Here is a 14,177-nt window from a genome sequence, read left to right on the forward strand (position 1 = left end):
GGGCTAGAGCGAGAAATTTTCCCCGAGATAGACGCGCCGCACGTCCTCGTTGGCGACGATCTCCTCGGGCGTGCCTTCCATCAGCACCTGTCCGCCATGCATGATGTAGGCGCGGTCGATGACTTCGAGCGTCTCGCGGACATTGTGGTCCGTGATGAGCACGCCGATGCCGCGATCCTTCAGATGCGAGACGAGATCGCGGATCTCGCCCACGGCGATCGGGTCGATGCCCGCCAGCGGCTCGTCCAGCAGGATGTAGTTCGGCTGGCTGGCGAGCGCGCGGGCGATCTCCAGCCTGCGCCGCTCGCCGCCGGAGAGCGCGAGCGACGGGGAGCGGCGGAGATGGGAGATGCCGAATTCCGCCAGCAATCCGTCCAGCATGGTTTCGCGCCGGGCGAAATCGGGCTCGACCACTTCCAGCGCGGCGAGGATGTTCTGCTCGACGTTCAGGCCGCGGAAGATGCTGGCTTCCTGCGGCAGGTAGCCGATGCCCAGCCGCGCGCGGCGATACATGGGCAACTGGGTGATGTCCGCGCCGTCCAGCGTGATCGCTCCGGTATCCGGCTGAACGAGGCCGACGATCATGTAGAAGCTGGTGGTCTTTCCCGCGCCGTTGGGACCCAGGAGGCCGACCGCCTCGCCGCGCTGGACGGAGAGCGAGACGTTCCGCACCACCGGGCGCTTCTTGTAGCTCTTGCCGATGCCGTGGGCGACCAGTCCGGGCAGGCTGGGGGCGGGCTGGGCGGTCAGGGTCTCCGCCTCGGGGTGGAGAATGGTCTCGATGTCGCTCATGGCGTGGCGCTCTTGCCGGTGCCCGCGCTTTTACCCGTGCGCGGGGGGGCGCTGCTGCCGGCCTCGTTGGGGATGACCAGGCCCTCGATGCGCTGGCCGGCGGGCGGATTCATGACGGCCACGCCTGTCTTCATGTTCACGATCGCGGAGGCGCCGTTGTTCTGGTTCTGCCCGCTGGTGACATGGACATGGCCGATGAGCCGCGCGATCTGGGTCTTGAACATATAGACGCCGCGATCCCCCGTGGCGATCTCGTTGGGGGTGCGGAGCAGGACATGGCCCCAGCCATAGGCGCGGTCCAGCTTGGAGGTGCTTCCCAGCGGACCGTTATTATCGCCTCCCCCTTCCGCGCCGCCGCCCTTCGGCGCGGATGCGGGCGAGTCCGGCTCGCTGAAGGCGACCAGCACGTCGGCGCGGACGCGCTTGCCGTCATTGGTGGTGACGGTGGCGTCGCCGCGTCCGACGGACATGTGTTCCTTCGAGTGATATTCCAGCACGTCGCGGGCGGTCATCACGTCGTTGGGCGTGGTGATCTTCAGCCCCTTGCCGGTCATGACCATGACGCCCTGATCCATGTCGTAGAGCGCCTTGTCGCCCCAGGCCTGATCGGTCGTCGTATAGATATGGACATGGCCGAGCGCCTCGATGCGGTACAGCTCCATGTTGCCGCCCATCGTGCCGTTGCCGCCAGAATCCTGTTGAGAGTCTTGCTGGGCGTCCTGTTGAGTGTCCGGCTTGGGGGGCGCGTCGCCGGGGGCGGGGGCCTTCTTGCGCAGGAAGCCGATCAACTGATCCGCATCCACCGTGACGTCGCCGCGCACCGCGCGGGCGTGGTCGAGCATGGTGACGGTCTGGGCGTTGCGGTCATAGGTCTGCGGCCCGGCGGAACTCAGGAAGATCTGCTGGCCGTGGGACTGGTCCGCCGCCCCGGCGGGCGTCGCGGTTCCCGCCGGGGCGGCCAGAACCGCCGGAGCGGCGAGAAGCGGGAGGGCGGCAAGTAAGGCGTGGCTCCGGCGCATCATGGCGTGTGGGATTTCGGCGTGCGGGAGCCGGAATCGGCGCTGTCGTCGTTGCGTATCACCCGTTGCGGTCCCGTGAACTGGAGAATGCCTGCATGCTGATCGAGAAAATAGCCTTGCGCGTCCAGAATGCCAAACGGTCCTTCGGCATGGACGCCGTCATCCGACGCGACGACACTGCGCTTGAGGTCGATATCGGCGGTCGAGCCGTTCATCAGCGTGCCGTCATCGCGATAGAGCACGACATGGCCCCAGAGATTGAGCGTCTGTTCATGCTGCATGTACACGCCGTGATCGGCGCGGATATCGGCCCAGCCCGAGGCGCCGAGGAAGATATCGGCCTCGGGATCGGTGAGATCGACGCGGTCGGGCCCGGTCTGGTGCGTGAGGCGGGCGGTGATCATGTACGGTCGGCCATGCGTGTCCACCCCGCGATAGACCGCGCCCTCCATGTTCCCGCTTTCCACTTTCGTCCGTGCCATTTCCCGCAGGGCGGCGCGATTCTCGTTCATCAGCCGGGAGAGTTCCGGCCAGACGGCGATGGAGCCGAGCAGGAGCAGCGCAAGCCCGGGCAGCACCCATTTCGCCGCGTCGAGCAGCGAGCGGCGGCGGGCGAGATCGGCGGCGCTGGGCACGGGGCGGCTGTGCGCCCGCTCCTGAATCGCCTCGCGGATGGCGGCGAGGCGGGCGGGATCGCGCGCGAAATCCTCGCGTTGCGGCCGGGGCGGTGGCGCGTGGTCCCCGCCGTCCGTCACGTCACGCCCGCGCGCAGGAGGTCGTGGATGTGCAGGATGCCGAGGGGGCGGCCCGACTCGTCGAGCACGAACAGGCTCGTGACGGGGCGGGGGCGGGCGTTCATGACGCGCAGGGCCTCCTGCGCCAGCATGTCCGGGCCGATGGTCAGGGGATGCGGGTTCATCACCGCATCGGCGCGCGTGGTGGCGAGATCGCGATGCAGGGCGGGGCGGAGGTCGCCGTCGGAGATGAGCCCGACCATGCGTCCCGCCTCGTCCACCACGCCCATGCAGCCGAACGCCTTGCGCGTCATCTCCAGGATGACGCTGGAAAGGGGGGTCGCCAGACCGCCCAGCGGCATCGCATCGCCCGCATGCATCAGTGTGTGGACCGGGCGGAGCAGCTGGCCGAGGCGGCCGCCGGGATGGAAGATGCCGAAATCATTCGCCGTGAAGCCGCGCTGTTCGAGCAGGGCGACGGCGAGCGCGTCGCCGAGCGCCATCTGCATGAGCGTGCTGGTGGTCGGGGCGAGGCCCATCGGGCAGGCTTCCGGCGCGCGCGGCAGGACCAGCGTGATGCGGCTGGCGCGGGCGAGGGTCGACTCGGGCGCGGCGGTGAGACCGATCACGGCGAGATCGTGCCGGGCGGCATATTCGAGCAGCGCGACGAGTTCGCTCGTCTCGCCGGAATGGGAGAGCACGATCAGCACGTCATCCGGGCCGATCATGCCGAGATCGCCATGCGCCGCCTCGGCGGGGTGGATATAGAGGCTCGGCGTGCCGGTGGAGGCCAGCGTGGCCTGGATCTTGCGCGCGACATGGCCGGACTTGCCGATGCCCGTCAGAATGACGCGGCCCCGGCAATGCAGCACGCGCTCGACCACGGCGACGAAGGCATGGCCCAGCGGCGTCTTCTCCGCCAGCGCTTCCGTCAGCGCGCCAAGCCCGTGTCGCTCGGCGGCCAGGGCGCGCGCCGCGCTGGCGAGAATTCCGGCGGCATGAGGCGTCGGACCGCTGGAGGGGCAAGAGGCAGGCGGCGTCAACTCGGTCATGCCGGTGTCATCCCGCTTTATGACCGTGCGGTCAATCATTTGCGGCACTGGCATTTGCGATACGGGCATTTGTGGCACGGGAGATTTCTTCTTTTTCCGAAGTTGCCCAGCGGCTCGCGAAGAAACGGGCCCTGTCGTGCGGGGGGATGCCACTTGCGGCTTCCTGGCGGCCCGGATGCAGGGCCTTAATACCGCCTCGCCGCTCATCTGCGGGGCGTCGGACGTGCGGTGAAACTCCATGGCGCGCGGAACCCGGCGTTACGCGAGCATTATTTTCCCGCAATGTCGGGTCCTGCGTCGGTGCGAAGCGTGTCGGGTTCTGCCCCGGACCCGCAGGATTCTGGACCTCACCCGTTGAAAGTCAAGGGTTTCAAGGGGGCGAGTCGCCGGGGCACGATCATCGGCGACACAAGGATGACGCTTTCATGGCAATCGCCTATACTCCGAAGATTCGGGCAACTTCGCAGGGAAACTCACACGCCGATGTTGATCTATTCCGATGTTCTGGATCAGCCTGCCGCGTCGACGCCGCCAGATCCGGCGGCGGCTGACGCGTCGCGGGTGGCGCGGGCGGTGGACTCAGCCCATGCCGCTCTGGCCCGGCGCCAGAATGAGGATGGGCACTGGGTCTTCGAGCTCGAGGCGGACGCGACCATTCCCGCGGAATATGTGTTGCTGGAGCATTATCTGGACCGGATCGAGGATGCGCTGGAGCAGCGGATCGGCGTCTATCTGCGGCGGATTCAGGGCGATCACGGCGGCTGGCCGCTCTATCACGGCGGCGGTTTCGACATGTCGGCCTCGGTGAAGGCGTATTTCGCGCTCAAGGCGATCGGCGACGATATCGACGCGCCGCATATGAAGCGGGCGCGCGAGGCGATTCTGGATCGTGGGGGGGCGGCGCGGACGAACGTGTTCACCCGCATCCAGTTGGCGCTGTTCGGCGAGGTGCCATGGCGGGCGGTGCCGGTCATGCCGGTCGAGCTGATGCTGATGCCCAAGGCGGCGTTCTTCTCGATGTGGAACATGTCCTACTGGTCGCGCACGGTGGTGGCTCCGCTGCTGGTGCTGCGCGCCATGGAGCCGCGGGCGATCAACCCGCGCGGCGTTCATGTCCGGGAGCTTTTCGTGACGCCGCCCGAGGAGGTGACGGACTGGATTCGTGGACCCTATCGCTCGGTCTGGGGGCGGGTGTTCAAGCATCTGGACACGGTCCTGCGTCCGATCGAGCCGCATTTCCCCAAGGCTGTGCGGGAGAGAGCCATCAGGACGGCGATCGAGTTCATCGAGCCGCGCCTGAGCGAGGGCGGACTCGGCGCGATCTATCCCGCCATGGCCAATGTCGTGATGATGTATCGGGCGCTGGGCGTGCCGGATGACGATCCGCGCGCGGCGCAGGCCTGGCGGGGGGTCCGGGATCTGCTCGTGCATAATGGCGACGAGACCTATTGCCAGCCCTGCGTCTCTCCCGTCTGGGACACGGGACTGTCCGGTCTGGCCATGGCGGAGGCGTCCTCCGGCCCGGCGGGAACGGCGCGGGAGGAGACGCGGGCGATGCTGCGCAAGAGCATGGCGTGGCTGCGCGACCGGCAGATTCTCGACGTGAAGGGCGACTGGGCGATCAACTGCCCGGATGTGCGTCCCGGCGGCTGGGCGTTCCAGTACGAGAACGATCATTACCCGGACGTGGACGATACGGCGGTGGTCGGGATGCTGATGCATCGCGAGGACCCGGAGGGCAACGCCGAGGCGATCGAGCGGGCGCGCGAATGGGTCATCGGCATGCAGAGCCGTGGCGGCGGCTGGGGCGCGTTCGATATCGACAACGATCTGGAGGCGCTGAACCACATCCCCTTCGCCGATCACGGGGCGTTGCTCGATCCGCCGACGGCGGACGTGTCGGCGCGGTGCGTGTCCTTCCTCGCGCAGCTCGGGCGTCCCGAGGATCGTCCGGTGATCGAGCGCGGGCTGGAATATCTGCGCCGGGAACAGGAGCCGGAGGGATGCTGGTTCGGACGCTGGGGGACGAATTACATCTACGGCACCTGGTCCGTGCTGTGCGCGTTCAATGTGGCAGGGGTGCCGCATGACGATCCGGCGGTGAAGCGCGCGGTCGCCTGGCTGGAGGAGACGCAGCGGGCGGATGGCGGCTGGGGCGAGGATTGCGCCTCCTATGAAGGGGCCGATCCGGGGGTGTACAAGGAGAGTCTGCCGTCCCAGACGGCCTGGGCGGTGCTCGGGCTGATGGCGGTCGGCCGGCGCGACACCGAGGCGGTCCGCCGGGGGATCGCCTATCTCGTCACCATGCAGGACGAGGTGGGGGAATGGCATGAGCAACCCTATAACGCCGTCGGATTCCCGAAGGTCTTCTATCTCCGCTACCACGGGTACAAGCAGTTTTTCCCGCTGATGGCGCTTTCGCGCTATCGCAATCTGGGGCTGAGCAATACCGGCCGCGTCGAACACGGTTTCTGAGATGCTGGGTGCGCTGGTCGGGCTGACCGCGGAAGCGAAGATTCTCCGGGACGTCTTTCCCGCCATGCCGGTCGCCGTCAGCGGCGCGACGGAGGCGGGTGCGCGGAAAGGGGTCGCGGCGCTGCGGCGCAACGGGGCGACGGCGTTGCTGTCGTTCGGCTGCGCGGCGGGGTTGAAGCCGGAGCTGGGACCGGGCGCGATTCTCGTGCCGGAATGGGTGGAGAGCGGCGGGCGTCGCCATGAGGCCGATCCCGGGCTGCGGCGGCGCTTCGGGGCGGGACGGCCCGGCGTCGTTGGCGGCGGGATGGTGCATAGTCCGGTGATCGTCGCGACCGCCGCGGAAAAGGCGGCGCTGGCGCTGCGGTCCGGTGGCGCGGCCGTCGATATGGAGAGCGGCGTGGTGGCGGAGAGCGGACTGCCTTTCGGCGTGTTGCGCGTGGTCTGCGACGATGCGGCGCGCGATCTGCCGCCTGTCGCGCGCGACGTGCTGGCGGGCGGGCGGATCTCGCCTTGGCGGCTGATGGCCGGGCTGGCGCGTGCGCCGGGGCAGATCGGCGGCCTGATCGCCCTGGGCCGCGACGCCGCGAGGGCGCGGCGGGAGATCGCGCGGTTTCTGCGGTCCGTCGAGATGGATTCAAATCGGGATATTGCTGGAGGATGAGCGGGATGTCGGAACAGGAGCCAGGTCAGCGGACAGTGCCGGAGGGGATATTGTCCCTGCGGACCATGGCGATGCCGGGTGACACGAATGCCCATGGCACGATTTTCGGCGGCTGGATTCTGGCGCGGATGGATCAGGCGGCCAGCATCGCGGGGTCTCAGCGCGCGCGGGGCCGCTGCATGACGGTGGCGCTGAACGACATGCGGTTCATCAGGACGGTGCATGTCGGGAACGATGTCGAGATCTATTGTTCCCTGCTGAAGGTCGGACGGAGCTCGATGCAGTTCCACACCGCGCTTTGGGTGCATGCGCAGCAGGACGACACCCATGTGCTCTGCGCGGAAGGCGTGTTCGTGATGGTCGCGATCGACGAGGACGGGCAGCCCCGTCCCGTTCCGGAGGTTTAAAGACCGCCCGCCGCCGGCGAACCGATACGCGGAATGTCTCGCGGGGTCAGGGTCTAAGGCGCTTCCGGCGGAAATCTGTGAGCGCCCCTGCCGCGAGGCCGCCCAGCGCTCCGGCCGGGACGAGCCATGAGAAGGCGATCGGGCGGCCACCGAGTCGCACCATGGACAGGCAGGCGAGCAGGAGGATCGCGCACCAGAAACCGAGCCGCGCCGCGCGGGAGGTGGCGTGGGGGCGTGTCATCGCGAGCAGGAAGACGCCCAGCACAGCGCCGTAGCTGTAGGCCGTGATGGAGAAGGCGAAGAGCACGGCGGAACGGTTCGAGCCGCTGAAGGCGAGGGTCGCGCCCGTCAGCGCGCAGGCCCAGAAGCCGGTCACGATTCGGGAAAGAACGCGCGGGGAGAGGCGCGAGCGGGCGAGGATCGGCGCGAAATCGCCCATCACCGCGCCGGTCATCGCGTTCAGCGCGCTGGAGAGGGAGCCCATGGTGGCGGCGAGGATTCCCGCCACGAGGAGGCCCGAGAGGGCGGGCGGCAAGGTCAGGATGAAATCGGGGAAGAGGCGGTCCGGCGCGGCGAGGGGGGCGTCATGGTCGCGGGCGGCGAGCAGGACGCCGATCGCGGAAAGGCTCGCGAACAGCACGCCGACGAGCAGGGCGCTGCCGATCATCGCCGCCTGTGCGCCGCGCAGGGAGCGGGCGGCGAGGCAACGCTGGATCATGAGCTGGTCCGTGCCGTGGGAGGCGAGGGTGAGCAGCGCGCCACCGATCACGGCGGCGGCGAAGGTGAACGGGTCGGTGAAGGCCGGCTTGCCGCTGCTGAAGAGATGGGCATGGGCGAAGGCGGCGTGGAGCGTCGCGGGGGGAAGCCGGTGGAGCAGTGTTGCGATGCAGGCGAACGCGCCGGTCAGATAGAGCACGAGCTGGATCGAGTCCGACCAGATCACGGCGCGCAGGCCGCCGATGACGGTGTAGCTCAGCGTCAGCGCCATGAGGATTGCGAGAAGCAGGAGGCGTCCCGCCGGGCTTGCGATGTCCGGCAGGAAGCTGGCGGCGCAGAGGGCGGTGATGGGCAGCAGGCCCGCGAAGAGGCGCACCGCTTCCGCCAGCAGGCGCGAGATCAGGAAGGTGGCGGAGACGATGCGCTGGACGCCGGAGCCGAAGCGTCTCCCGAGGATTTCGTAGGCGCTGACGATGCTCCGGTCGCGGAACAGCGGGAGGAAGGCGGCGGCGACGATGACGCGACCGAGCAGATAGCCGCAGGCGAGGCCGACGAAGACGAAGGACTGGCCATAGGCGACGCCGGGGACGCTGACGACGGTCAGGGTCGAGGTCTCGGTGGCGACGATCGACAGGCAGATCGCCCAGGCGGGAAGATCGTGATGAGGGGCCGCGGGATCGCCGCCCTGGCGCCGGGAAAGGGCGATCGACACGAGCGGCAGCAGGAGGAGATAGGCAAGGATGACGGCGAAGGCGATCGGCATGAAGCATGGGTAGCGCGACGCGCGGAAGGTGAAAACGGCTGTCGTTCCCGGTGCCAGGCTCCGACGCTCTTTTTTGGGAAAAAAACGTCGATCCGGCAGCGACGTATCCCGACGAGACACCGCCGTTAAAGTATCAAAAGTCTTTTTGCTTCTTTTTCTTCAGAAAAAGAAGAAGACCCACCCTGGTTGCAGGACAAGGCCAGGAGTGCCCGAGCCTATTGTTTCCATGCACGGATCGTTTCAGAATGGAACGCATGAGTGTTGATCGGATGTGGCCGGGCCGCCGGGCCGTTCTGGCGGGGTTGCCTCTCCTGGTCGCGGGATGCGCGGCGCGGGGGCGGGAGGATCGGTTCGCGGCGATCGGCGCGCGGGTGCGGCGCGCCGTGGCCGAGGGGAAGACGCCGGGCGCGGTGGTCGCGGTGGGGCATGGCGGCGCACTGGTCTATCAGGGGGCGTTCGGCTCGCGCGCGCTGGTGCCCGAGCGGTTGCCGATGCGCTGGGACACGGAATTCGACATGGCGTCGCTGACCAAGGTGCTTGTCACCGCGCCCTGCGTGATGCGCCTGTGGGAGGAAGGGTTCTTCCGGCTGGACGATCCTGTGGCGCGCTACTGGCCGGAATTCGGGGCGAACGGCAAGAGCGGCGTCACCATCCGGATGCTGCTGACGCATTATTCCGGGCTGCCGCCGGATCTCGATCTGAAGGAGGCGTGGTCGGGGAAGGCGGCGGCGCTGGACCGCGTGGCGGCGTCAGGGCTCGATCACGCCCCCGGCACGCGCTTCGTCTACAGCGACATCAATTTCATCACGCTCGGCGTGCTGGTGGAGCGGTTCAGCGGCCAGCCCTTGCAGGACTATGCGCGCGAAATGCTCTTCGCGCCGATGAGACTGAGCCGGACACGCTTCCTGCCTCCCGATGCGTGGAAGCCGACGATCGCGCCGACGCAATATGACGAGCGGGGCGTGCTGTTGCAGGGCGTGGTGCATGATCCGACGGCGCGGCGCATGGGCGGGGTGGCCGGTCATGCGGGGCTGTTCTCGGACATGCACGATGTCTGCGTGTATGCGCAGGCGCTACTGGACCGGCTGGCGGGGCGGCCTTCGCCATATCCTTTGCGGCAGGCCACGCTGAAGCTCATGACGACGCCGCAGCAGCCTCTGGCCGGGGCGCAGGATCTGCGCGGGCTCGGCTGGGACATCGCCACCCATTATTCCTCGCCGCGCGGGACGGTGTTTCCGGTAGGGTCGTTCGGCCATACCGGCTTTACCGGGACGTCGCTGTGGTTCGATCCCGGCTCGGGGAGTTTCGTTGCGATCCTGACCAATCGCGTGCATCCGGACGGGAAGGGCAATGTGATCGCCCTGCGGCGGGACGTGGCGACGCTGGCGGGCGAGGCGTTGAGGGAGTCGGAGGCCGGCGTTTCCAGGCCCGAAGCGCTGGACAGGTGACTGAAGCAGGACGATCTTGCGGATCCTGACCCTATGAGATAGGGCATCGGTTCGGAGTTCTGCCCGAGTCCTTTGCCCGGGTCCGTTAAGTGATTTCGTGGCATTGTGCCTTCTGGCGCGGCCGATCTGGATCTCCGCTCAATGCCTCTTGAAGACCTCGCGCCACGTATCTGCATCATGGGGCCGTCCAATAGCGGCAAATCCACGCTGGCCGACGCCATCGGCCGCGCGCGCGGCTTGCCGATCATACATCTCGATCAGCTTTTTCATCGGCCGGGCACCGATTGGCAACCCCGCCCGGCGCCTGAGTTCATCGCGCTGCATGACGAGGCGATCAAGGGGGAGCGGTGGGTGATGGAGGGCAACTACTCGCGCTGCCTGCCGCAGCGACTGCAACGTGCAACGGGCTTCATCCTTCTCGACGTTCCCACCATGACGAGCCTTTTTCGCTATTTTCGTCGGTCATGGTTCGAATCGGACCGGCGAGGGGCGCTCGACGGGGGGCGCGACAGTGTGAAATGGGAGATGATCCGCCATATTGCGGTCGCCACGCGTGCAAATCGGCGACGCTATCAGGAGATGTTCGATCACCTTGACCTGCCCAAGGTCAAGCTGACGACGGTGCGGGAGCAGGCACGCTTTTACCGCGCGGCCGGTCTCCGCCGTTAGCCTCGACCTTGCCTCGCGCGAGGAGGCCGGTTGCCGGACGGCACTATTTTGCTCCGGTGGTTTTTTGTTCTTCAGAAAAGGAGAGGCTTGCATCGGGGTCTGGTTTGATCTAGGTTTATGGCATATTGCCACTGACGGGCGTCCGGATTTTTCCGGGCGCTTTTTTTATGCGGAACGTGATTTGATGACGGCTGAATCCATGATTGCCATCGGTGAGCCCGAGACCGGCGCGCGGCCCATGATCCGCCAGCTCGAGGATCGTGTGCTGCGGCTGGAGACGCTGGCGCGCATGCTGGGCGAACAGCAGGAGGCCCTTCGGGCGGAGATGCGTCAGGAGACGCTGTGCCTGCGCGACCAGATGAAGGCGCTGGAGAACAAGGTCGACGACTGGAACCGGCTGGTGAACACCAAGCTGGACCGGCTGATCGGCGGACGGACGGTCGTGACGGGGCTGATCACGCTCGTCACCTCGATTCTGGGAACGGGAATGGTGCATGTGGTGCTGTCGCTCGGCGCGGCGGGAGGGCCGCACTGATGGCCGGACTCGATATCGGGCAGCTCAAGCATATGGTGGTGGCGCCGATGCTCGCTTCCATGGGCCTGGACGGCGCGGCCGCGGTGAATCTGCTCACCGGAACGGCGCTCGTGGAGAGCGGGGCGATGTGGCTGCGGCAGAAGGCGGGTGGTCCGGCGCTTGGGCTCTGGCAGATGGAGCCCGCGACGCATGACGATTGCTGGGTCAATTTCCTCGACTGGCGGCGCGGTTCGCATCTGTATGAGGCGGTTCTCGCGTCGCTGGGCGGCGATATCGCCCGGTGCGGGCAGTTGGTGAGCAATCTGCGTTATGCCTGCGCGATGGCGCGGGTGAAATATTACCGTGCGCCGCCGCCGCTGCCCCAATGGGATGATCCGGTCGGGCAGGCGCTGTATCACAAGAGCTGGTACAATACGGCCCTCGGCGCGGCGGATGCGACGGCGAATGTGCCGCTGTTCCTCCAGGCGATCCGGGCCTGACGGCGGGGGCTGACCATGAGGAATGGTGAGCGGCGCCGGGGACTTGTTGCATCACGCTCCCGGCACCGCTCGGACTGTTAACGCGGGATTTGCGTCAAAATAGAGGCGGAGGCCTGAACTTGATGGATATTCATCTATGAACAAGGCCGGGAAACGGGCGGTCAGAGAAAGGAGACGGGGTCGATGTCGATCTCCACGCGCTCCTGTGCGCCGAGGCGCAACCCGGTGAGCCAGTGCCGCAGGATCGGCTGGAGCGCGATGGCGCGTGGGGCGCGGAGCAGCAGGCGGCGGCGATGGCGGCCGCGCAGCAGGGCGAGCGGAGCGGGAGCGGGACCGAGGATCTCCACGCCGGGCAGATGTGGGGCGTGAGCGCCGATGGCGCGCGCCAGCGCGTCGGCGGCCTCGGCGGTGTTCGCGCTGATGATCAGCGCCGCCAGACGGCCATAGGGTGGCCAGAAACCGGGGCGGCGCTGGGCGGCTTCCCGCGCCATGAAGGCGCGGTAATCGCCCGAGACGAGTGCTTGCATCACCGGGTGCTCGCCCACATAGGATTGCAGCAGCACCGTGCCCGGCGCATCCGCGCGTCCGGCGCGTCCGGCGACCTGATGGAGAAGCTGGACGGTGCGCTCGGCGGCGCGCAGGTCGCCGCCGCCCAGGCCCAGATCGGCGTCCACCACCCCGACCAGCGTGAGATGGGGGAAATGCCAGCCCTTCGCGACGATCTGCGTGCCGATGATGAGATCGACCTCGCGATGCGAGATGCGGCGGACGGCGTCGGCGGTGGCCTGCGGCGAACCCAGCGTGTCCGAGGCCATGACGAGGAGTCGCGCCTCGGGGAAGCGCGCGCGGCATTCCTCGAAGATGCGCTCGATGCCCGGCCCGATGGGCACGAGGCTCGAGTCCGCGCCGCAATGCGGGCAACTCGGCGGAATCGGCTCCGTATGACCGCAATGATGGCAGGCCAGTTCCTTCCGGGCGCGATGCTCCACCAGCCAGGCGGTGCAGTTCGGGCATTCCATGCGGAAGCCGCAGGCGCGGCAGAGCGTCAGGGGCGCATAGCCGCGGCGGTTGAGGAAGAGCATGACCTGCTCGCCGCGCGCGAACCGTTCTTCCATGGCCTCGGTGAGCAGTGGGGAGAGAAACAGCCCGCGCTCCGGCGGATGGGCGCGCATGTCGATCAGCGCGACATGGGGCAGCGTCGCCGCGCCGTGCCGCGCCGCGAGGGTCAGGTGGCCGTAGCGCCCGGCCTCGACATTGGCCAGGGTTTCGAGGCTTGGCGTGGCGGAGACGAGGACGACCGGAGCCCCGGCGATGCGGGCGCGGAGCACCGCCATGTCACGGCCATGATAGGTGACGCCGTCCTCCTGCTTGAAGGCAGTGTCGTGCTCCTCGTCGACGATGCAAAGGCCGAGATCGGGAAAGGGCAGGAACAGCGCCGAGCGCGCGCCCACCACGACGCGCGCCTGCCCGTCCAGCACGGCGCGCCAGGTGATCTTGCGGCGTTTCGAGCCGAGGGCGGAATGCCAGATGGCGGCCTGCGCGCCGAAGCGGCGGGCGAATCGCTCCGTCCATTGCGCGGACAGCGCGATCTCCGGCAGCAGCACCAGAACCTGACGCCCGAGGCGCAGCGCCTCGGCGACCGCCTCCAGATACACCTCCGTCTTGCCCGATCCGGTGACGCCTTCGAGCAGCGTGGCGCTGTAGGCACGGGCGCGGACGGCGGCGCGCAGGGTCTCGGCGGCGTGGTCCTGCTCGTCCGACAGGGTCACGCGGTGGAAATCGGGGTCCAGCGTGGCGAAGGGGGTCTCGGCGGGAATCGGAGCCGCCTCCAGCAGCCCGGCATCGGCCATGGCGCGGATCACGGCGGGGCTCGCGCCTGAGGCGGCGGAGAGATCGGCGGTGCCGTGCGGCGCGTTGCCGAGGGCGGCGAGCACGCGCAGCCGGGCGGGCGTCATGCGCAGGGATGCTGTGTCGGCGGAGCCGCGAACCCAGCCCAGGGCGGGTTTGCGTGGCTCGGTCCCGGCCGCGCGCAGGGCCATGGCGAGGACGAGGCCGGGCGGCGTCAGCGTATAGGCGGCGAGCCAGTCGATGAAGCGGCGCAGCGTGACCGGCAGCGGCGGGAGGTCGAGCGCGCCGCGCACCGGCCGGAGGCGCGCGGATGCGACGGGCGATTCCGGCGGCGGCGCGAAATCCGCCGGAACCGTGCTGTCGCGGTCCCAGACGCAACCGATTTCCTCCCGCCGCCCGAGGGGGACGCGCACGAGCTGGCCGGGCGGCGGCGTTTCCGGCGGCGGGGGGGCGAGATAGTCGAGCGGGCCGGGGAAAGGCAGGGTCAGGAGCACCGGGAGGCGAGCGCGATCGTCCCGCGCGGTCTCGCTTTCGCCATCAGGAACGTCTAGCGTCGGTTCGGCCATGATCCCTGCCGA

Annotated in this window: 13 protein-coding genes; 7 read left to right on the forward strand and 6 right to left on the reverse strand. The window is 68.1% G+C overall.

All coding sequences use genetic code 11. The features are described from left to right. Positions 1-3: 3 nt before the first annotated feature. Genes lptB through EDC31_RS04825 form a run of 4 tightly spaced genes read right to left on the reverse strand, consistent with a single transcriptional unit; the run spans position 4 to position 3,597 of the window. On the reverse strand, positions 4-792 hold the full coding sequence (gene lptB / locus EDC31_RS04810; RefSeq protein WP_042055071.1) for an LPS export ABC transporter ATP-binding protein: 789 nt from the start codon (positions 790-792) through the stop codon (positions 4-6). After that, positions 789-1,814 carry an LptA/OstA family protein gene (locus EDC31_RS04815; RefSeq protein ID WP_408735047.1) on the reverse strand — a complete coding sequence of 342 codons (1,026 nt, stop codon included), beginning with the start codon at positions 1,812-1,814 and terminating at the stop codon, positions 789-791. The genes lptB and EDC31_RS04815 overlap by 4 nt, the downstream gene beginning before the upstream one ends. Continuing rightward, entirely contained in the window at positions 1,811-2,566 is a 756-nt protein-coding gene (gene lptC, locus EDC31_RS04820; RefSeq protein WP_042055068.1) for an LPS export ABC transporter periplasmic protein LptC, read from the reverse strand. Before lptC ends, EDC31_RS04815 begins: the two co-directional genes overlap by 4 nt. After that, positions 2,563-3,597, reverse strand: coding sequence for a KpsF/GutQ family sugar-phosphate isomerase (locus EDC31_RS04825; RefSeq protein WP_042055114.1), 1,035 nt, complete (start codon positions 3,595-3,597; stop codon positions 2,563-2,565). The genes lptC and EDC31_RS04825 overlap by 4 nt, the downstream gene beginning before the upstream one ends. 483 nt (positions 3,598-4,080) lie before the next feature. Here EDC31_RS04825 and shc point away from each other — a divergent pair, with 483 nt between their 5' ends. Genes shc through EDC31_RS04840 form a run of 3 tightly spaced genes read left to right on the forward strand, consistent with a single transcriptional unit; the run spans position 4,081 to position 7,140 of the window. After that, positions 4,081-6,072 carry a squalene--hopene cyclase gene (gene shc, locus EDC31_RS04830; protein ID WP_042055066.1) on the forward strand — a complete coding sequence of 664 codons (1,992 nt, stop codon included), beginning with the start codon at positions 4,081-4,083 and terminating at the stop codon, positions 6,070-6,072. 1 nt (position 6,073) lies between these two features. After that, on the forward strand, positions 6,074-6,733 hold the full coding sequence (locus EDC31_RS04835; protein WP_042055064.1) for a phosphorylase family protein: 660 nt from the start codon (positions 6,074-6,076) through the stop codon (positions 6,731-6,733). Then, positions 6,730-7,140 (forward strand): acyl-CoA thioesterase, encoded by a 411-nt coding sequence (locus EDC31_RS04840; RefSeq protein ID WP_207912113.1) that lies wholly within the window; start codon positions 6,730-6,732, stop codon positions 7,138-7,140. The genes EDC31_RS04835 and EDC31_RS04840 overlap by 4 nt, the downstream gene beginning before the upstream one ends. A gap of 46 nt (positions 7,141-7,186) precedes the next feature. Here the strand turns inward: EDC31_RS04840 and EDC31_RS04845 are convergent, their stop codons facing one another. Next, complete coding sequence (locus tag EDC31_RS04845; protein ID WP_042057630.1) at positions 7,187-8,620, reverse strand: sodium:solute symporter family transporter; 1,434 nt, start codon at positions 8,618-8,620, stop codon at positions 7,187-7,189. A 254-nt stretch (positions 8,621-8,874) separates the two neighbouring features. On the opposite strand from EDC31_RS04845, the gene EDC31_RS04850 reads away from it, so the two are divergent. The 4 genes from EDC31_RS04850 (at position 8,875) to EDC31_RS04865 (ending at position 11,751) form a co-directional block, all read left to right on the forward strand. Beyond that, complete coding sequence (locus tag EDC31_RS04850) at positions 8,875-10,068, forward strand: serine hydrolase domain-containing protein (RefSeq protein WP_042057629.1); 1,194 nt, start codon at positions 8,875-8,877, stop codon at positions 10,066-10,068. Between the two features lie 141 nt (positions 10,069-10,209). After that, complete coding sequence (locus EDC31_RS04855) at positions 10,210-10,737, forward strand: P-loop NTPase family protein (protein WP_042057606.1); 528 nt, start codon at positions 10,210-10,212, stop codon at positions 10,735-10,737. Positions 10,738-10,921: 184 nt separating this feature from the next. After that, complete coding sequence (locus EDC31_RS04860; protein WP_042057604.1) at positions 10,922-11,272, forward strand: hypothetical protein; 351 nt, start codon at positions 10,922-10,924, stop codon at positions 11,270-11,272. Next, complete coding sequence (locus tag EDC31_RS04865) at positions 11,272-11,751, forward strand: hypothetical protein (RefSeq protein WP_042057602.1); 480 nt, start codon at positions 11,272-11,274, stop codon at positions 11,749-11,751. Before EDC31_RS04860 ends, EDC31_RS04865 begins: the two co-directional genes overlap by 1 nt. A gap of 161 nt (positions 11,752-11,912) precedes the next feature. Here EDC31_RS04865 and EDC31_RS04870 read toward each other — a convergent pair whose 3' ends face one another. Then, a complete protein-coding gene (locus EDC31_RS04870; RefSeq protein ID WP_042057600.1) occupies positions 11,913-14,165 on the reverse strand; it encodes a primosomal protein N' in 2,253 nt (750 codons plus the stop codon). Positions 14,166-14,177: the final 12 nt, after the last annotated feature.

The sequence above is a fragment of the Acidomonas methanolica genome, from assembly GCF_004346035.1.
GTDB classification, from domain to species: domain Bacteria; phylum Pseudomonadota; class Alphaproteobacteria; order Acetobacterales; family Acetobacteraceae; genus Acidomonas; species Acidomonas methanolica.